The sequence below is a fragment of the Geothrix oryzisoli genome (genome assembly GCF_022808865.1).
Classification (GTDB): domain Bacteria; phylum Acidobacteriota; class Holophagae; order Holophagales; family Holophagaceae; genus Geothrix; species Geothrix oryzisoli.
The window spans coordinates 735,429-754,610 of sequence record NZ_JAKZLB010000001.1 but is presented as its reverse complement, the minus strand read 5'-3'; the positions used below and the strand labels follow the sequence as shown (position 1 = coordinate 754,610).

Genomic DNA, 19,182 nt, shown 5'->3' with positions numbered 1-19,182 from the left:
ATTTCGAGGAGACGACCATGGCCATCACCAAAGTCTGGATCGACGAAGGCTGCATCGTGTGCAATGCCTGCGAGGCGGAGTGCCCCGACGTGTTCCACGTCACCGACACCAGCTGCAACATCAACGGCTCCGTGCGCGAGGACGGCATCGATTCCGAGAACCGGGATGAGCAGAGCCCCCTCTCCGGCAGCTTCGGCACCGACCTGGAAGCCAGCATCGAGGCCGCCGCCGCTGGCTGCCCCGTGGAAGTCATCAAGTTCGAGAAGGCCTAGGACTGGAACGGCTTCGCCGTTTCAGATGAGAACGGGCGCCAGTCGGCGCCCGTTCTGTACGTCGGGATGCAACCGCGTCACCATGGAATTCCCCCGGAGGTTCCCATGCTCAATCGTCTTCAGGCCGATCTGAAAACCGCCATGCTGGCCCGAGATGCCGCCCGGACCCAGGTACTCCGCATGGCCCTGGCCGCCTACAAGAACGAGGCGGTGGCCAAGGGGCTCGGCCCCCAGGGGACCCTTGCCGAGGCGGACGCCCTGGCCGTGCTGAAGCGCCTGGTGAAGTCCCGGGAGGACAGCGTCGCCCAGTTCGAGAAGGTGGGCCAGGCCGAGCGGGCCGCCCAGGAGCGGGCGGAGATCGAGCTGCTGAAGCCCTACCTGCCGGCCATGATCGAGGGACCGGCCCTGGAGGCCGCCGTGAAGGCCGCCATCGCCCAGTCGGGTGCCGTCGCGAAGAAGGACATGGGCCTGGTCATGAAGGCCCTGCAGGCCGCCCACGGGGGTGCCTTCGACGGCAAGGCCGCCAGCGCCCTGGTCCAGAGCCTGCTGACCTGAAACCGCGAATGACGCGATTGGGCGCGAAGGAGGATTTGGGAAGCGCCTGAGGCGAGTCCAACCGCCCGCTCTCCTGGGCTTTCTTCTTTCCCACTCGCGGGCCCGAAGGGCGATCCGCGCCATTCGCCGTCGGCTTTTCATCCCAGGGGAATAGGTCTGGGCCTGGGTTAGACTAAAAAGTTCGAGGCCCCCATGAAGCAGTCGAAACTCCTCATTCAGACCCTGCGCGAGACGCCGCGCGATGCCGACGTCGTGAGTCAGCAGCTCATGATGCGCGCCGGCATGATCCAGAAGGTGGCCGCGGGCATCTACAGCTACCTGCCGCTGGCCTTCCGGAGCATCCGCAAGTTCGAGGAGATCGTCCGCGAGGAGCTGGCCAAGGACGGCTGCCAGGAACTGCTCATGCCCGCGGTGCTGCCGGCGGAGCTGTGGCAGGAGAGCGGCCGCTGGAAGTTCTACGGCGATGAGCTGCTCCGCTTCTGCGACCGCAAGGCCAAGGCCGAGGTCGCCGAGCGCCGCGCCCGGGGCGAGAAGCCCGATGAGCGGGAGTTCTACAACTTCTGCCTGGGCCCCACGCACGAAGAGGTGATCACCGACATCGTCCGCAAGAACGTGCGCAGCTACAAACAGCTGCCCATGAACCTCTTCCAGATCCAGACCAAGTTCCGGGACGAGCGCCGACCCCGCTTCGGCCTCATGCGGGGCCGCGAGTTCACCATGAAGGACGGCTACTCCTTCCATGTGGATGATGCCTGCGCCGACCGCGAGTACTGGGCCATGTTCAACGCCTACAAACGGATCTTCAGCCGCCTGGGCGTGAAGTTCCGCCCCGTGGAGGCCGACAGCGGCGCCATCGGCGGCAGCTTCACCCATGAGTTCCACGTGCTGGCGGGCAGCGGCGAGGACGCCATCCTCAGCTGCGATGCGTGCGACTACACCTCCAACATCGAGAAGACGGAAGCGCCGGCACTGCCCGTCGCCGATCACGGCCGGGCCTTCGAGCTGAAGAGGGACCACTTCCGCACACCGGGCGTCGTGGGCCAGGTGGAGCAGGCGGCGGGGATGATCGACGCGGACCACCCCCAGGGCATGCCCATCACCCAGACCAGCAAGTTCTTCCTCTACCGCGTCACCTTCGCGGATGGGACCACGAAGCTGGTGGGCGCCGTGCTGCGGGGCGACCACGAGGTGAACCCCGTGAAGGTGAAGAACTTCATGGGTGCCGCCGAGATGGAGCTGATGCCCCTGGAGGAGGCCGAGGCCTTCACCGGCGCCAAGAGTGGCTTCATGGGGCCCGTGGGGCTGAAGGAGGTGGCCTTCCTCGTGGACCGCAGCCTCGAAGGCGCGGTGAACCTCACCTGCGGCGCCAACCGCACGGACTACCACCACTTCGGCCTGGATCCGGTGCGGGACCTGCCGGGTTGCACCTACACGGACCTGCGCATGGCCGCCGAAGGGGATGCCTGCACCCGCTGCGGGAAGGGCACCTACCAGGCCTTCCGCGGCATCGAGGTGGGGCAGGTCTTCAAGCTGGGCCTGAAGTATTCCAAGAGCATGGGCTGCACCTTCCTGGACGAGCAGGGCAAGGAGAACCCCATGGTGATGGGCTGCTACGGCATCGGCATCACCCGCACCGTGGCTGCGGCCGTCGAGCAGAACTACGATGCCGACGGCATCATCTGGCCCTGGCCCATCGCCCCGTACCAGGTGCACATCGTCTGCCTCGACCCGGCCAACCCAGAGGTGGCTGGCGTGGCGGCGCAGGTCGAAAAGGATCTGGAGCAGGCCGGCTTCGAAGTCCTGCACGACGACCGCGAGGGCATGAGCCCCGGCGCGAAGTTCAAGGATGCCGACCTGCTGGGCTTCCCCCTGCGCCTCACGGTGGGCGCCAAGGGCCTCAAGGATGGCATCGTGGAGTTGCGGGACCGCCGGACCAAGGAGGTCCTCAAGCTCAAGCCCGAGGCCGCCGTGGCCGAAGTGGCCGTCGCCCGCGACCGCATCATGCAGGAGTTGGAAACCGCAGGAGGGCGTTAGGGCCTCCCTTCAAATTGGGGTGCGGCCGCGCAAGGGGCGCCGCCCAAGCGAGACGAGGAGAACGACGATGGCGATAACGGCACTATCGGCGAGGAGTTTGACGTGGTATCGCGCAGGGCGCCGCCCCTTGCCCTCCGGGACGTGGCCAGCCGCACCCCTGGCGGCCTTGCCGGCCTTGAACGATGTCCCGCATCGCCCTTCGGCCGGCGCCTTGCCAGGGGCGCGGCTGGCCGACGTCGCGGCTCACATCCAATTTGAAGGGAGGCCCTGATGGCCGAGGGCCGGGTCCACCTCACGACCTTCATCGAAGGCGTGCTGGTCCACGGCCAGCAGACCCCGTTCGTGCTCCTCGTGCCCTCGCCCCACACCCCACATCGGGGCCTGCTCATGCCGGTCCAGATCCCCTGGTCGCCGGGCTTCCTGCCCACCTCCCTGCTGAATGCGCAGATCGAGGCCGGCTGGGGCATGCCGTACCGGTTCGTGGACAAGTCCACCCTGCCCGTGGTCTTTGACGAGCGCACCAGCCGGCTCCCGACTCCCTGGCTGCTCCGGCTCGAAGGGCTCGAAGGCCAGCAGCGGCTCTATCTCAGCCACCTGCTGCGCACGAAGGCTCCCGAGGACCTGCTGCCGCCGCCTCCCACCGGAGGGCAGTGGCTCCACGAGAAAGGCCTCCAGAATGCCGACCTGCTGCCCGGCGTGCGCCGGCTCTGCCAGGCCGCCCTGCAGGCGGTGATGGAGGGGTGAGGTTCCGGCCTGCATCCGCTCCTGCGAAAATCGGCGCCAGCGGCGCCGATTTTCACAGGGGCGGATGCCCGGAAAGATCAGAACTGTTCGAACGCGTTGAAGAAGTAGGCGACTTCGAACTGAGCGCTCTCGGGCTTGTCGCTGCCGTGGGTGGCGTTGCGGCCGATGCTGGCGCCGAAGCGCTTGCGGAGGGTCCCCTCGGCGGCGTTGGCGGGGTTGGTGGCGCCCATGAGGTCGCGCCAGCGCAGGATGGCGTTCTCGCCTTCGAGCACCATGATGGCGACGGGGCCCTCGGTCATGAAGGCCTCCAGCTCGGCATAGAAACCCTTGCCCACGTGCTCGTGGTAGAAGCCCTGGCAGATGGCGGGGGTGAGGCGGGTCAGCTTAAGGCCGACGATCTTGAGACCGCTCTGCTCGATGGCGGTGAGGATCTCGCCGATGTGGCCGTCCTTGACGGCGTCGGGCTTGACGATGGCAAAGGTGCGCTCAAGGGCCATGGTTTCTCCAGAATCCAAACAATCAGTGTGCCCTGGATGGGTAAGTCGGGCAACCACGGAGGCTTGGGAGACCGCACCCCCACTGGGAATTGGTCCTTCATCACGCTACAATCAACGGTTTACGCGACTGGACGGATCCATGATCGACAACCTCCTCAAGAAACTCATCGGTTCCAAGAACGACCGGGAGCTGAAGCGGCTGTGGGCCAAGGTCCAGTTCATCAATGCCCTGGAACCCGAGATCTCAGCCCTGAGCGATGAGGCCCTGAAGGCCAAGACCCCCTACCTCAAGGAGAAGCTGGCCAACGGCGCCACCTTGGAGGAGATCCTGCCCGAGGCCTTCGCCGTGGCCCGGGAAGCCAGCAAGCGTGTCCTCAAGATGCGGCATTTCGATGTGCAGCTGGTGGGCGGCATGGTGCTCCACGAGGGCAAGGTGGCCGAGATGCGCACCGGTGAGGGCAAGACCCTGACCGCCACGCTGCCGCTGTACCTCAACGCCCTCGCGGGCAAGGGCGCCCACCTCGTCACCGTGAATGACTACCTGGCCCGGCGCGACGCCGAGTGGATGGGCCGCCTCTATTCCTGGCTGGGCCTCACCATCGGCGTGATCCAGCACGGCCTCGACGACCAGGAGCGCCGCGACGCCTACGGCTGCGACATCACCTACGCCACCAACAACGAGCTGGGCTTCGACTACCTCCGCGACAATATGAAGTGGGATCTGGAGGACTTCACCCAGCGCGGCTTCCACTATGCGATCGTCGACGAGGTGGACTCCATCCTCATCGATGAGGCCCGCACGCCGCTCATCATCGCCGGCAGCAGCGAGGAGGACACCTCCAAGTACTTCCGCATCGACGCGGTGGTCCCCAAGCTCAAGGCGGAAGTCCACTACAAGGTGGACGAGAAGGACCGCCAGGTGATGCTCACCGACGAGGGCATCCACTTCGCCGAGCAGCTGCTGGGCGTCGCGAACCTCTACGATCCGGGCAGCATCGAGACCCTGCACGGCCTCAACCAGGCCCTGCTGGCCCACAACCTCTACCGCCTGGATGTGGATTACATGGTCCACCCCAAGGAAGACGGCAAGGGCATGGAAGTGGTCATCGTGGACGAGTTCACGGGCCGCCTCATGCCGGGCCGCCGCTGGTCCAACGGCCTGCACCAGGCCATCGAGGCGAAGGAAGGCGTGGAGGTCAACGCCGAGAACCAGACCCTCGCCACCGTGACCTTCCAGAACTTCTTCCGCATGTACGGCAAGCTGGCCGGCATGACCGGCACGGCCGAGACCGAGGCCACGGAACTGCACTCCATCTACAAGCTGGACGTGATCATCGTCCCCACGAACATGCCCATGGTCCGCAAGGACTTTGCGGACACGGTGTATGCCACCCGCAAGGGCAAGAAGAAGGCCATCGTCGAGGAGATCCGGGAACTCCACACCAAGGGCCAGCCGGTCCTGGTGGGCACGGCCAGCATCGAGAGCAGCGAAGATCTCGCGGAGGCCCTCAAGACCGCCCGCATCCCCCATGTCGTGCTGAACGCCAAGCACCACGAGCGGGAAGCGGAGATCGTGGCCCAGGCGGGCCGCAAGGGCTCCGTCACCATCGCCACCAACATGGCCGGCCGCGGCACGGACATCATCCTGGGCGGCAATCCCGAGGGCATGGCCCGGCTGGAGGCCAAGAAGCGGGACATCGCCCTCTACGATGAGGACGGGCTGGAAACCGCCGAATTCTCCGCCCTCGTGGAGCAGATGCGCGAACAGACTGCGGCCGAACACGAGGAAGTGGTGAGCCTCGGTGGCCTGCACATCCTGGGCACCGAGCGGCACGAGAGCCGGCGCATCGACAACCAGCTCCGCGGCCGTGCCGGCCGCCAGGGCGACCCCGGCAGCAGCCGCTTCTACCTGTCCCTCGAGGACGACCTGATGCGGATCTTCGGCGGCGATCGCATCAAGAACCTCATGGGCGCCATGGGGATGAACGATGACGAGCCCATCGAGGCCGGCATGGTCACCCGCGCCATCGAGCGCAGCCAGAAGCGCGTGGAAGCCCACCACTTCGAGATCCGCAAGCACCTGCTCGAGTACGACGATGTGATGAACAAGCAGCGCATCTTCTTCTACGGGCTGCGCACGGAGATCCTCGGAGGCAATACGAAGGACTACGTCCTGCGGGTCGCCGGGGAGATCGCCGAGGGCATCTGCCATGACTTCCTGCCCGATAAGGGTGAGCGCGACCTGGCTGGCTTCCGGGAGCGCGTGGAGCAACTCTTCACCCTGACGGGCGAAGAGGTGGATGCCGTGGGCCAGATGCCCTACGCCCAGGCCAGCGGGGCCCTGGCCACCCTGGTGCAGAAGTTCTACGAAGGCAAGGACGAGCGGCTGGGCGGCGAGGGCATGCGCAGCTACGAGCGCTGGTCCATTCTCCAGATCATCGATGCGGCCTGGAAACGCCACCTGCTGGTCATGGACCACCTGAAGGAGGCCATCGGCTTCCGCGGCTATGGCCAGAAGGACCCGCTGGTGGAGTACAAGCGCGAGAGCTACGAATACTTCGAGCAGATGCGCTTCGGCTACGAGGACGAGATCATCTCCTACCTCTACCGCGTGGAGCCTCAGCCCGCCTACACGCCGGACGAGGATCTCCTGCGCGGCCCCTCGGACACCTTCGAGCTGGGCCCCGACGAGCAGGGCAACGCCCCCGACGGCATCCAGCGCGTGCTGCGGTTCACGGCGGGCGGGCTGGAGGACTAGCCTTCGGCCATCAGCCATCGGCAGGGCCCCTCTGGGGCCCTGCTGTTTTTACTGACAGCTGACCGCTGACAGCTGATAGCTTCTAGATCCATGGAACTCATCGTCGTCACGGGACTCTCCGGCGCCGGCCGCCACTCGGTGCTGGGCGCGCTGGAAGACAGCGGCTGCACGGCGCTCGACAATGTCCCGCCCCGCCTCCTCGAACCCCTGATCGAGCTGGAATCGAAGCTCAGGCCGGGCCGGGAGCGTCTGGTGGTGGGCATGGACAGCCGCCAGGGCGACTTCGCCCACGAGTTCGGCCCGCTGCTGGAACGCCTGAGCGCGGGCAACGTGCCGGTCCAGGTGGTCTTCGTGGAGGCGGATGACAGCATGCTGCTGCGCCGGTATTCCGAGACCCGGCGGCCTCACCACCTCGCCCTCCTGGGCTCCGCCGGGGAAGGCATCCAGCGGGAGCGGGAGCTGCTCGCCCCGATCCGCGCCCTGGCCACCACCATCCTCGATACCACCACGCTGAGCCTGGCGGACCTGCGCCAGCGGGTGGCGGCGCTGGTGCCCCAGCTGCCCTCCCGCAGCACCGCCGTGCGGCTGCTGAGCTTCGGGTTCAAGCGGGGCGTGCCGGCCGATGCGGACGTGGTGCTGGATGCGCGGTTCCTGCCCAATCCCTACTATGTGGAAGCCCTGAAACCGCTGACGGGGTGCGACTCGGCCGTGCAGGAGTACCTGCTGGAATGTCCGGAGTTCCGGGAGTTCCTCGAACGGGCGGAATCCTGGCTGCGCTGGTCCCTGCCCCTGGTCCGCCAGGAGGGCCGCGCCTACCACACCCTCGCCATCGGCTGCACCGGCGGCCAGCATCGCTCCGTGGCCCTGGTGGAGCTGCTGGCCCACCGGATCCGCAACGATGTGGCCGCCCTCACCGTGCGGCACCGCGAGCTGAACGGCTGATCAGGATTCCGTGAACACCACGCCGCGCTTCGCCAGTTCCGCGCGGATGAAATCCCAGGCGCCGGGCTCCTGCCCCAGGAACTCGGGCGGGTTGACGCCCTGGCGGGTGTAGCCGCCCTGCGCGAGGAGGCGCACGGCGGCCGTGCAGGTGTAGCCGGTGGTTCGTGCCATGGAGGTGGTCTTCGTGGCGCGGTCGTAGCGGTCGAGGAGGTTCAGCTCCCGGCGCACCCGCTGGCCATCCTTCAAGCCCGTCACAGTGACGCGCATGATCGTGAAGTCCTCGTCGCCCTCCTGCATGAACCACATGGGGAAGAGCAGGGCGGTGGTGAGTTCCAGGGGGCTGATCTCCACCCCGGCGACCTGGAGCTTCTCCTTGCTGAAGAATCCGGACTCCCGCAGCATCCGCATCTTCTCGATGTGGCCGGGGTAGCGGAGGGTCTTCTCCTTCATGTCAGGCACCTGGGGGAAGGTGCGGATGAGGCTGCGCAGGCCGTCCGTGTTGAAGGATTCCAGCGTGCCCAGGCCCTCGAAGTCCAGCAGCTCCGGCTCGGAGAGGGCGGGCAGCGTCACGGTGCGCCCATCCTTCACGTAGCGGGCGGGACGGGTGTATTCCTCGATGACATCGATGGGACTGAAGCCGGCCTTGTACTCGTAGGGCCAGGTCCGCACCGCGGGCAGGCCGCCCACCAGGCACTCGAAGACGTCCACGTGGTCCCACTGGCGGGCGGTGTCGCCGAGGATGATGTTCCCGCAGCCGGGCGCCACGCCGCAGTCCACGATGGCGGTCAGCCCCTGGGCTTTCGCCAGGGCGTCCAGCTCGAAGCAGTCCTCGTCGAAGAAGGAGATGTCCACCAGGGGCTTCCCGGCCTCCAGCACGGCCTTGGCGGTGGCGAAGCCCATGAAGCCCGGCACGGCGCCGACCACCAGGTCCGCATCCGCCACGGCGGCCTTCACGCCGGCCGGCGTGGCGAGATCGGCGGGGCGCGTGGCCAGTCCGGCCCCGCGCATGCGGGCCAGGGCGCCTTCGGAGCGGTCGGCCACCGTGACCTTGAACTCCGAGGCCAGGTCCTTGGCCATGGCGCCGCCGACGCGGCCGGCTCCAAGAACGACGACATGGGTCATGAGAGACTCCCTTCAGGGGCCGTGACGCGGGGCTTCACGGCGAGGTAGACCGGCCAGCCCAGGGCCACCAGGGCCAGGCCGGGCCAGGAATAGCTGGGCCGGTGGATGAAGAGGGCGCCGATGATGGCGAGGGCGCCGAGGAGGTAGAGTCCCGGGACGAAGGGGTAGCCCCAGACCTTCACGGGGCGCTCCAGGTCGGGCCGCCGCCAGCGGAGGAGGAAGATCCCGCCCACGGCCAGGACGTAGAAGAGGATCGTGGGCAGCATGACGAAGTCCAGCAGCTGCCCGTAGGTGCCCGTGAGGGTGAGCAGGCAGGTCCACAGGGCCTGGATCCAGAGCCCGAAGCCCGGGACGCCATGGTCGTTGAGGAGGGCCGCGCGGGGGTAGAACAGGCCGTCCTCCGCCATGCGCTGGTAGACCCGGGCGCCGGACAGCACCAGGCCGTTGAGGCAGCCGAACATCGATACCAGGATGCTGCCCGCCATGATGAGCCCGCCGCCGCTGCCCAGCAGGGCCTGAAGGGCGGCGCTGCCCACGCGGTCCTGGGGGGCGTGGGCGATGCCCGAGGGCCCCAGCACCTTCAGGTAGGCGGCGTTGGCCAGCACGTAGAGGCCGCAGACCATGGTCGTGCCGATGAGGAGGGCGAATGGGATGGTCCGCCTCGGCTCCTTCACCTCCCCGGCGATGAAGGTGATGGCGTTCCAGGCGTCCGCCGAGAACAGGCTGCCGGTCTGCACCACCAGCAGGGCCGTGAGGAAGGGCAGGGCGGCGCCGTCCGTGGCGATGAAGGGGGCCTGGGAGGGCGCGACGGCGGGTTTCAGCAGCAGGCCCAGCAGGATCAGGGCGGCCAGGCCGCCGATCTTGGCCACGGTGAACAGGTCCTGGATGCGGGAACCCAGCCGCACGCCGTAGAGGTTCACCGCGCTCAGCAGCACCACCACGGCGATGCCGGACAGCCGGGAGGGCGTGAGCCCCAGGTGGTAGGGCCCTACGGCGATGGCGTGGGTGACCTTCATGAGCGGCACGTCGAGGTGGGGCCCCATCCAGGCCGAATCCGTGACCGCCGGCAGGAAGCTGCCCAGGTACTTCCCGAACCCCACGGCCACGGCGGCGATGGTGCCGCACTCGATGACCACGAAGAAGGTCCAGCCGTAGAGGAACCCCACGGCGGGTCCGTAGGTCTCGCGAAGGTAGGTGTACTGGCCGCCAGCCTGGGGGAACATCCCCGCCAGCTCGCCGTAGCTGAGGGCCGCGAAGAGCGTGAGCACCGCCGTGAGGCCCCAGGCCACCAGCAGGAAGCCGCCGGAGCCCCCCGTGCGGACCATGTCGGCGGCGACGATAAACACGCCCGAGCCGATCATCGAGCCGGCGATGAGCATGGTGGCCGAGAACAATCCGACGTGACGGCGGTAGCCGGGGGCGCTCATTGGGTTCCTTGGGTGGATGGATCCACGCTATCACGGCATTCTGGAGGCATGGCGCGATCTTCCATGTCCCTCAGGTTCTTCCTGGCCACCCTCCTCCTGGCCGCGGCTCCGGTCGCAGGTGGCTGGTGGGCCTGGAAGGGCCAGGGCCCCCTCCGGCAGGACGCCACGGTCCTGGTGAAGAAGGGCGCCAACATCAACCAGATCGCCGATCAGCTGGAACGGGACGGGGTGATCCGGTCCGCCTCGCTCTTCAAGCTCTGGGCCCGGGCGCGGAAGCTCCAGCTCATCCGGGGCGAGTACACCTTCACGCCCCGGGCCAGCCTGTCCGACGTGGCCGGCAAGCTGCGGCGGGCCGAGATCCACTACACCGCCGTCTCCATTCCCGAGGGGGCCCATGCCTGGGCCGTGCAGAAGCGGCTCAAGGACTTCGTGCCCGAAGAGGTCTTCTGGACCCTCTGGAAGAGCCCACGGCTGGCCCGGACCGCCGGCTTCGAGGATGCGGAAAGCCTGGAAGGCCTTGTGGCCCCGGCCACCTACAAGCTGCACCATGCCCTGGAGCCCGAGGAGATCATGCTCATGCTGGTGGAGGCCTTCCGGAACCAGGTCCGGCCGAAGCTCGAGGGGGGCCCGCTGCCGCCGTACGAGACCCTGATCCTGGCCAGCCTGGTGGAGAAGGAGACGAAGCTGCCCGAGGAACAGCCGCGGGTGGCGGGCGTCTACTTGAAGCGGCTGAAGATCGGCATGCGGCTCCAGTGCGATCCCACGAGCCTCTACGCCCGGTGGATCACGGGCGACCTGCGGTTCACGGCGCCCACGCCGGAGGACATCCGCCGCTCCAGCCGCTTCAACACCTATGCGGTGAAGGGCCTGCCGCCCACGCCCATCGCCGTGCCCAGCCCCGCAGCCATCGAAGCGGCGAAGGAGCCGCTCTCCGGCAAGGACCTCTACTTCGTGGCCACGGGCCAGGGCGGCCACAACTTCGCCCCCAACCTGCGGGACCACAACCGGAACGTGGGGCTCTACCGCAAGGAACTCGCCCGGCAGCGGAAGTCGGCCCGTGGCTAAGGTCCGGCTGGACCAGCTCCTCGTGCAGCGTGGCCTGTGCGAGACCCGCGCCCGGGCCCAGGCGCGCATCCTCGCGGGGGACGTGCTGGTGAGCGACCGCCCGGTCACCAAGGCGGGCACGGGCGTGGACGAGCTGGCCCCCATCCGCCTGCGGGGGGAGGCGCTGCCCTTCGTGAGCCGGGGCGGACTGAAGCTGGCCGGGGCCCTGGATCGCTGGGGCATCGACCCCACGGGCCGCACCTGTTTCGACGCCGGGGCCAGCACCGGCGGTTTCACCGACTGCCTGCTCCAGCGGGGCGCGGCGAAGGTCTACGCGGTGGATGTGGGCACCAACCAGCTCCACTGGAAGCTGCGGACCGATGCCCGGGTCGTCTCCATGGAGCAGGTGAACCTGCGCACCTGGGATCCCGCCTGCATCCCCGAACGGTGCAGCCTGCTGGTGGCGGACCTCAGCTTCATCTCTCTGCGGCTGGCCATTCCGCCGATACTGCCCAGTCTCGAACCCCGGGCCGAGGCCGTGCTGCTGGTGAAGCCCCAGTTCGAGGCGGGCCGCGACGACGTGGGTCCGGGCGGCATCGTGCGCGATCCCGCCGTCCACCGGCGCGTGCTGGTGGAAACCTGGGCCTTTTTCGAGGGCACGGAGCTGCGCCCCCTGGATCTGGCCGAGAGCCCCATCAAGGGGGGCGAGGGGAACATCGAATTCCTGCTGCGGCTGGGCCTGGGGGCCCCGAGCGGAAGCCTGGGACCGGCCCTCGCGGCTTTGGGGCTCTGAGCCCCAGCCTGTACACTGGGGGATTACCGGAGCCCGGGTGTTCGACAACATCTCCATCCCCACCATCCTCGTCAGCTATGTGGCCCTGCTCTTCAGCCTGAGCGTGCACGAAGCCAGCCACGCTTCGATGGCCTACTGGCTGGAGGACGATACGGCGGCACGGCTGGGCCGGATGACCCTGAACCCTCTGGCCCACATGGACTTGCTGGGCACCTTCGTGTTTCCCCTCCTGGGCCTGGCGACGGGCTTCCCCTTCATCGGCTGGGCCAAGCCCGTGCCCGTGGATCCCCGCAAGCTGACCCGCCGGTTCACCCAGCGGGTGGGCTACGCCTTCGTGGCCAGCGCCGGGCCCCTCTCGAACCTGATCCAGGCCGTGATCTTCCTCGGGATCATGTTCCTGGTCGTGAAGGCCGTGGTACCCGTCCCCGACATGGAGTTCCGGGTCTTCGCCCGGGCGCTCCTGGCCGCGAAGGTGGAGAGCCTGCAGGTCCTCCAGCTGGGCACCACGGCCACGCTCTTCCTGGCGCTCCTGGGTCGCCTGGTGCTGATCAACCTCGGCCTTGCCCTCTTCAACCTGCTGCCCATGGGGCCTCTCGATGGAGCGGGCATCCTGCGGGGCTTCCTGCCCTGGCGCTGGCTGCCGAAGTTCGACCGGGTCCAGCCCTGGATGGGGGGCATCCTCATCGTGCTGGCCCTCACCGGTCTCCTCGGCTATGTCCTGGGACCCGTGTTCGGGCTGTTGTTCTACGGCATCGAGCTCATCGCCCGCCTCGTTCTCCACTTCTGATCCCCGCGCCCCCTCGGAGTCTCCATGCAACGCATCCTTTCCGGCATCCAGCCCTCGGGCTCCCAGCACATCGGCCACCTGGTGGGAGCCCTGGACAACTTCACGCGGCTGCAGGGGCAGGGCGAAGCCTTCTACATGATCGCGGACTGGCATGCGCTCACCTCGAAATACGAATCCGTCGAGGAGATCTGGCCCGCCACGCTCGAGCTCACCGCCACCTACCTGGCCGCCGGGCTGGATCCGGAGAAGGCGACCATCTTCGTTCAGAGCCTGGTGAAGGAGCATGCGGAGCTGCACCTGCTGCTGTCCATGGTGACGCCGCTGACCTGGCTGGAGCGGGTGCCCACCTACAAGGAGAAGCTGCAGAACGCCGTGGCGGACCTCGGCAGCTACGGTTTCCTGGGCTACCCCCTGCTGATGACCGCGGACATCATCATCTACCGGGCCCACAAGGTGCCCGTGGGCGAGGACCAGCTCTTCCACATCGAGCTCGCCCGGGAGGTGCTGCGCCGCTTCAATTTCCTCTACAAGGAGGAGGTCTTCCCCGAGCCGGAGGCCGTGCTCACCAAGACGCCCAAGGTGCCGGGGCTCGACGGGCGCAAGATGTCCAAGAGCTACGGGAACTGCATCTACCTGCGGGACACCAACGAGGTGATCCTCGAGAAGTGCACCCGCCAGATGGCCTCAGACCCCGCGCGGGTCCGCAAGACCGATCCCGGCAACCCGGACATCTGCCCGGTCATGGACTTCCACAAGCTCTTCAGCGATGACGCCACGGTGCAGCTGGTGGACACCGAGTGCCGGCGCGCCGGCATCGGGTGCTTCGACTGCAAGAAGCGCGTGGCGCAGGCCATGATCCAGCGCATCGAACCCCTGCGGGAGAAGATCGAGGCCCACCTGGCCCACCCCGGGACCATCGAAGCGGTGCTGCACGACGGCAGCGCCCGGGCGCGGGCCGTGGCGGCGGAAACCATGGTGGCGGTCCGTCGGGCCATGAAGATGCCTGCCCTCTAGGAACGGGTGGGGAACCGGCTCTTGCGTTCCCTTGCAGTCCTGGTAGACTTTCTTTTGCTCGTGGTCCCTTAGCTCAGTTGGTTAGAGCATCTGACTCTTAATCAGAGGGTCCCCGGTTCGAGTCCGGGAGGGACCACCAGACCAGAAGCCCGCAGATCCAAAGTCTGCGGGCTTTTTCGTGCTGTCTCCACGGTCACATGTCTCCGCGCGCGGCGGTGCCATCATGGCTTGGCCAGCTATATTTGTAGGGCCGCCCAGTCTCCCCAGATGGGCCGGGAAACCCAGGAACGACGGGAGGAACACCGTGGATTTGAAACGCATCATTCTCGACCTCATGCCGGATGCCCTGGTCCGGACCTTTGCCGCGCCGTACTGCGCGGGCAAGGGTATCGGCAGTGGCGTGGCCAAGGTGGACGAGATCCACGCCAAGAGCGGGCTCTACTCGACGCTGGATCTGCTGGGCGAGGAAGTCTTCAAGCGGGAGGACGTGGAAGCCACGGTCCAGGTGTACTTCCGGATGATCGAGGCGGTGAAGGACCGCCCCAATGCCAGCATCAGCCTCAAGCCCACGCAGCTGGGCATCAATGAGAGCGAGGCCTACTGCCAGGAGAACCTCCGCCGCATCGTCGGCGCCGCGGCGGCGCACGGCGTCCACATCACGCTGGACATGGAGGACCGGCACTTCACGGATGTCACCCTGCGCATGTTCAAGGCCATCCGGAACGAGTTCGACAACTTCGGCATCGTGCTGCAGAGCCGACTCTTCCGCACCGGCGAGGACATCAAGGCCCTCCACCTCAAGCCCTGCAAGGTCCGCATCTGCATCGGCATCTACCGCGAACCTGCGGAGGTCGCCCTGCAGGACAAGCGGGACATGAAGGAGAAGCTCTTCGAGTACGTGCAGCTGCTGCTGGACCATGGCCACTATCCCGAGATCGCCACCCACGACGAGCCCCTGATCCGCCGCTGCCTCGACCACCTGGACAAGAAGGGCGTGGCCAAGGACGCCTACGAGTTCCAGATGCTGATGGGCGTCCCCCGCGCGGAGATCCAGCAGGAGATCGTCAAGCGTGGCCAGATCATGCGCCTCTACGTCCCCTTCGCCGAGGACTGGAAGTACGCCGTGGCCTACATGAAGCGCCGGCTGGGGGCCAATCCGGCCATGGCCGCCATGGTGCTGAAGAACCTGTTCGGGCACTGATCACAACCCCTTGGACGATCCCCCGGACGCGGCTATGTTGCTCCTGTGGGGCCGTGTCCCACGCAGACGGAGAATTCCATGAAGAAGATGCTGGCGCTGGTCCTGATGAGCTCTTTCGCCCTGGCGGGCTATGCCGCCGAGGACAAGAAGCCCGAGCCCAAGAAGGGCTGCGGGATGGCCTGCTGCGAAAAGAACAAGGCCGCCTCCTGCAAGGATTGCACTGAGTGCTGCAAGAAGAAGGATGCCGCTCCCAAGAAGGGCTGATGGTCCCTTTCCCGGCGCCACACGGCTCCGGAACGTGAAAACCCCGGACCCTGGTTCCGGGGTTTTTGCGTTCCGGGCTGGTTCGTGATTGTCTGGATGGGATGAAGATCCGCACCCTGCTCCCTGGCGCCATCCTGTTGGCTTTGACCGCCGGTACCGTGGCCGGCTGGATGTGGACCCGGGACGTGCCGCAACCCCAGGGTCAGGAGGCGCCGGTCCAGCCGCAGAAGCGGGGCCGCCGGGGGGCGCCCGTGCAGCAGCGCCTGGTGGACCAGTCGCCGCTGCTCACCGCGCGGAGCCTGATGCCCCTGGCCACGACCTTCGAGGAAAAGCAGCTGGCCGTCCAGGCGGAACGTCTCGGCAACCACTCGGTGGACCTCGCCTTCTCCTACGCGCTCCGGACGGCGGCCACCGCGGCGGTGCCGAACACGCCGGAGATCAAGGAGCTGTCGGAGGCCAAGGCCAAGGCCCAGGCAGCCGTGGAGTCCGGGGAACAGCAGGTGGCCCGCCTGGGCCGGCTGCTCGCGGCGGCCCCGGAGTCCAAGAAGGATGCGCTGGAAGACCAGATCGACCTCACCAAGGCCCAGCTGGAACTGGACAAGGATGAGCTGGAGACGGCCTCGAACGACCTGGCGCAGGTTGGCGGCGATCCCCAGGCCAAGATCCGGCGGCTGAAGGAGGCCCACGAGGCCGCCGACCGGGAATCCTCCCAGATCATGGCGGCGGCTAGGCCTCCCAGCGCCTTCCAGCCCGGCAGCCTGGTCGGCCGGGTGCTGGAATGGCGTACCCAGCGGGACAAGTGCGCGCGGCTGGAGAAGGCCCGGGCCGAAGCCCAGGTCAAGGAGCAGGCCATGGCCAAGCGCCGGGCCGAAGTCGAGGCCCAGGCGAAGAAGGAGCAGGAGGACCGCGAGGCGGCCCGCAGCACGGCCTCGAGCCTCATGAAGGGCGCCTCGAGCCATGGGCTGGAGCGGGGGGAGGCCAAGGCAGCCGTGTCCTCCCTGAAGCAGTTCGGGGACGTGCAGCGCAGGCTGGCCACCATGGCCAAGCGGATCCAGGATCAGCAGGGCCTGGCGGAAACCTACGGAGCGTGGCTCGGCTTGGCCGATGGCTACCGCAACGTCGCCCTGCACAAGCTGCTGTCCCAGGGCCTGGCCATCCTCGGCGTGGTGGTCGTCGCCTACCTGCTCGGCCTGCTCATCGACTGGCTGCATCGGCGTCCCGCCGCGGTGGAACGGGCCTCCGTGGGGGCCTCGAAGTCCGTGCTGAAGGTGATCATCCGGGTGGTGGCCGTGCTCACCATCGGGTTCATGGTCGTGGGGATGCCGGCCCAGGCCACCACGGTCTTCGGCCTCGCCGGCGCCGGCCTCACCGTGGCCCTCAAGGACTTCATCGTGGCCTTCTTCGGCTGGTTCATCCTCATGGGGAAGAACGGCATCCGCCTGGGCGACTGGGTGGAGATCCGGGGCGTGGGCGGCGAGGTGGTCGAGATCGGCCTGCTCCGCACGGTCATCCTGGAGACCGGCAGCTGGAGCGATGCGGGCCATCCCACGGGCCGCCGGGTGGCCTTCGTGAACAACTTCGCCATCGAGGGGCACTTCTTCAACTTCTCCACCTCCGGGAAGTGGATGTGGGACGAACTCAACGTCGCCGTCCCCGCGGGACAGGACCCCTACCTGGTCATCGATGGCGTGCAGAAGCTGGTGGAGCAGCAGACCTCGGCCAACGCGAAGATCGCCGAGGCGGAATGGCAGCAGACGGCCGCCCGCTACAAGGTGAAGGCCTTCTCGGCCATCCCGGGCGTCCAGGTGGTGCCGGGTCCCAACGGCATGGAAGTCCGGGCCCGCTACCTCACCCGGGCCTTCGAGCGGCACGAGACGCGGCTCCGGCTGAACCAGGCCGTGGTTGAGCTGATGCACGGTCCGCGGGCGGGCGCTTCGGCCTGACCCTCGGCCGGGCCGGGTGCAGCGGGGCCCTGTGGTACCCTGGAGGCACCGTAGGCTTGAGGATCCTGCTTTCCGCGACCTCGATCCCCTGTCTCTGGATCTACCGCCGCCCAGGCCTGCCGGGCGACCCATTCTGCGCATCGGATTCCCATGATCTCGTTCTCCAGCGTCAGCAAGCAGTACGGCAAGCAGGTCCTCTTCATCGAGGCGGATTTCCAGCTCAATCCCGGCGAGAAGGTGGGGCTGGTCGGCCCGAACGGGGCCGGCAAGTCCACGCTGTTCCGCATGATCATGGGCGAGGAGTCCCCGGATGAGGGCTCCGTGACCCTGCCGAAGAAGCTCACCCTGGGCTACTTCCGGCAGGAAGTGGACGAGATGGCCGGCCGGCCGGTGCTGGATGAGGCCATCGCTGGGAGCGGCCGCCTCGGCGACCTCCACCACGAGTTGCTCGACCTGGAACACGCCATGTCCGACCCGGACCGCGGGGACGAGCTGGAGGCCATCCTGGAGCGCTTTGGCCACGTCCAGGAGGAGTACCAGCATCTCGGGGGCTACGAGCTGGAGGCCCGCGCCCGGGCCTGCCTGCACGGCCTCGGCTTCGAGGACGAGCAGATCGACGGCGACGTGGGCGCGCTCTCCGGCGGCTGGAAGATGCGCGTGTCCATGGCCAAGGTGCTGCTGGGCAACTTCGACGTCCTGCTCATGGACGAGCCCACCAACCACCTGGACATCGAATCCATCCTCTGGCTGGAGACCTTCCTCAAGTCCGTGCCGGCGACGCTGCTGATGACCAGCCACGACCGCGACTTCATGAACCGTGTGGTCACCAAGGTCCTGGAGATCGACGGCGGCGACATCGTCACCTATTCGGGCAACTACGATTTCTACGTGCGGGAGCGGGAACAGCGCGAGGCCAACCAGGAGGCCGCCTACGCCCGGCAGCAGGCCAAGCTGGCGAAGGAGCAGCGCTTCATCGAGCGGTTCTCCGCCCACGCCGCGAAGGCGGCCCAGGTGCAGAGCCGCGTGAAGGCCCTCGACAAGATCGAGCGCATCGAGCCGCCCCGGAAGCGCCGCGTCGTGAAGTGGGATTTCCGCATCCCCGGCCGCTCCGGCGACGACGTGGCCATGCTGGAGGGCGTCTGCAAGGCCTATGGCACGAAGAAACTCTATGACCAGTTCGCCTTCCACGTCCGGCGCGGTGAGCGCTGGTGCGTCATGGGCCGGAACGGCGCCGGCAAGTCCACCCTGCTGAAGATGGTGGCGGGGGCCATCCAGCCCGATGCGGGGGTCGTGAAGCTGGGGGCGAGCCTCAAGCTGGGCTACTTCTCCCAGCAGGCCCTGGATCTGCTGGATCCGGACCTGACGGTGCTGGAGCAGATGCAGCAGGACTTCCCCATGGAGGGCCTGGGCGTGCTGCGCAACCTGCTGGGGGCCTTCCAGTTCTCCGGGGACGATGTGGACAAGCGGATCCGGTCGCTCTCGGGCGGGGAGAAATCCCGGCTGGTGATGGCCCGCATGCTCTTCAATCCGCCCAATTTCCTGGTGCTGGACGAGCCCACCAACCACCTGGACCTGGCGACCAAGGAGATGCTCATCGAGGCCCTGAAGGACTTCGAGGGCACCATGCTCTTCGTGTCCCACGACCGCTCCTTCCTGCGCGGCCTGGCCAACCGGGTGCTGGAGCTGGGCGGCGAGGAACACTCGGACCCCCTGGCCTTCGGTGGTTCCTACGCGGAATACGTGGAGAGCATGGGCCGCGAGGCCCCGGGCGTGCACAACTGAGCC

17 protein-coding genes and 1 tRNA gene are annotated in these 19,182 nt (G+C 67.4%); 15 read left to right on the top strand and 3 right to left on the bottom strand.

The features are described from left to right. Positions 1 to 17 precede the first annotated feature (17 nt). From MLE43_RS03410 to MLE43_RS03395, 4 genes are all read left to right on the top strand, one after another. Entirely contained in the window at positions 18 to 272 is a 255-nt protein-coding gene (locus MLE43_RS03410; protein ID WP_026853950.1) for a ferredoxin, read from the top strand. A gap of 105 nt (positions 273 to 377) precedes the next feature. Next, positions 378 to 827: a GatB/YqeY domain-containing protein gene (locus MLE43_RS03405; protein WP_243301865.1), complete on the top strand. Its 450-nt coding sequence runs from the start codon at positions 378 to 380 to the stop codon at positions 825 to 827. 192 nt (positions 828 to 1,019) lie between these two features. Further along, a complete protein-coding gene (proS, locus tag MLE43_RS03400) occupies positions 1,020 to 2,861 on the top strand; it encodes a proline--tRNA ligase (RefSeq protein WP_243301863.1) in 1,842 nt (613 codons plus the stop codon). Positions 2,862 to 3,131: 270 nt separating this feature from the next. After that, positions 3,132 to 3,605, top strand: coding sequence for a hypothetical protein (locus tag MLE43_RS03395; RefSeq protein WP_243301862.1), 474 nt, complete (start codon positions 3,132 to 3,134; stop codon positions 3,603 to 3,605). Between the two features lie 77 nt (positions 3,606 to 3,682). Here the strand turns inward: MLE43_RS03395 and ndk are convergent, their stop codons facing one another. Next, positions 3,683 to 4,102, bottom strand: coding sequence for a nucleoside-diphosphate kinase (ndk, locus tag MLE43_RS03390; RefSeq protein WP_243301861.1), 420 nt, complete (start codon positions 4,100 to 4,102; stop codon positions 3,683 to 3,685). Positions 4,103 to 4,241: 139 nt separating this feature from the next. Here ndk and secA point away from each other — a divergent pair, with 139 nt between their 5' ends. Both secA and rapZ read left to right on the top strand, forming a co-directional pair. Continuing rightward, positions 4,242 to 6,860 carry a preprotein translocase subunit SecA gene (gene secA, locus MLE43_RS03385; protein WP_243301853.1) on the top strand — a complete coding sequence of 873 codons (2,619 nt, stop codon included), beginning with the start codon at positions 4,242 to 4,244 and terminating at the stop codon, positions 6,858 to 6,860. Positions 6,861 to 6,950: 90 nt separating this feature from the next. Beyond that, positions 6,951 to 7,802 carry an RNase adapter RapZ gene (gene rapZ, locus MLE43_RS03380; protein WP_243301847.1) on the top strand — a complete coding sequence of 284 codons (852 nt, stop codon included), beginning with the start codon at positions 6,951 to 6,953 and terminating at the stop codon, positions 7,800 to 7,802. Here rapZ and MLE43_RS03375 read toward each other — a convergent pair whose 3' ends face one another. Together MLE43_RS03375 and MLE43_RS03370 are read right to left on the bottom strand one after the other, a co-directional pair. Continuing rightward, positions 7,803 to 8,924: a saccharopine dehydrogenase family protein gene (locus MLE43_RS03375; protein WP_243301845.1), complete on the bottom strand. Its 1,122-nt coding sequence runs from the start codon at positions 8,922 to 8,924 to the stop codon at positions 7,803 to 7,805. Then, complete coding sequence (locus MLE43_RS03370; protein WP_243301843.1) at positions 8,921 to 10,351, bottom strand: APC family permease; 1,431 nt, start codon at positions 10,349 to 10,351, stop codon at positions 8,921 to 8,923. Before MLE43_RS03370 ends, MLE43_RS03375 begins: the two co-directional genes overlap by 4 nt. A gap of 48 nt (positions 10,352 to 10,399) precedes the next feature. On the opposite strand from MLE43_RS03370, the gene mltG reads away from it, so the two are divergent. The 9 genes from mltG (at position 10,400) to MLE43_RS03325 (ending at position 19,179) form a co-directional block, all read left to right on the top strand. Then, entirely contained in the window at positions 10,400 to 11,416 is a 1,017-nt protein-coding gene (gene mltG, locus MLE43_RS03365; RefSeq protein ID WP_243301841.1) for an endolytic transglycosylase MltG, read from the top strand. Further along, the gene (locus MLE43_RS03360; RefSeq protein ID WP_243301839.1) at positions 11,409 to 12,188 is read left to right on the top strand and encodes a TlyA family RNA methyltransferase; all 780 of its coding nucleotides are present in this window, start codon (positions 11,409 to 11,411) and stop codon (positions 12,186 to 12,188) included. Before mltG ends, MLE43_RS03360 begins: the two co-directional genes overlap by 8 nt. A 37-nt stretch (positions 12,189 to 12,225) precedes the next feature. Continuing rightward, a complete protein-coding gene (locus MLE43_RS03355) occupies positions 12,226 to 12,975 on the top strand; it encodes a site-2 protease family protein (RefSeq protein WP_243301837.1) in 750 nt (249 codons plus the stop codon). Between the two features lie 24 nt (positions 12,976 to 12,999). Beyond that, entirely contained in the window at positions 13,000 to 13,989 is a 990-nt protein-coding gene (gene trpS, locus MLE43_RS03350) for a tryptophan--tRNA ligase (protein WP_243301835.1), read from the top strand. A gap of 62 nt (positions 13,990 to 14,051) precedes the next feature. Next, positions 14,052 to 14,128 (top strand) — tRNA-Lys (locus tag MLE43_RS03345). Between the two features lie 165 nt (positions 14,129 to 14,293). After that, positions 14,294 to 15,190 carry a proline dehydrogenase family protein gene (locus MLE43_RS03340; RefSeq protein WP_243301832.1) on the top strand — a complete coding sequence of 299 codons (897 nt, stop codon included), beginning with the start codon at positions 14,294 to 14,296 and terminating at the stop codon, positions 15,188 to 15,190. A gap of 78 nt (positions 15,191 to 15,268) precedes the next feature. Continuing rightward, entirely contained in the window at positions 15,269 to 15,454 is a 186-nt protein-coding gene (locus MLE43_RS03335) for a hypothetical protein (protein WP_243301824.1), read from the top strand. Positions 15,455 to 15,555: 101 nt separating this feature from the next. Further along, the gene (locus MLE43_RS03330) at positions 15,556 to 17,397 is read left to right on the top strand and encodes a mechanosensitive ion channel domain-containing protein (protein ID WP_243301822.1); all 1,842 of its coding nucleotides are present in this window, start codon (positions 15,556 to 15,558) and stop codon (positions 17,395 to 17,397) included. A 150-nt stretch (positions 17,398 to 17,547) separates the two neighbouring features. Continuing rightward, the gene (locus MLE43_RS03325; protein ID WP_243301819.1) at positions 17,548 to 19,179 is read left to right on the top strand and encodes an ABC-F family ATP-binding cassette domain-containing protein; all 1,632 of its coding nucleotides are present in this window, start codon (positions 17,548 to 17,550) and stop codon (positions 19,177 to 19,179) included. Positions 19,180 to 19,182 lie beyond the last annotated feature (3 nt).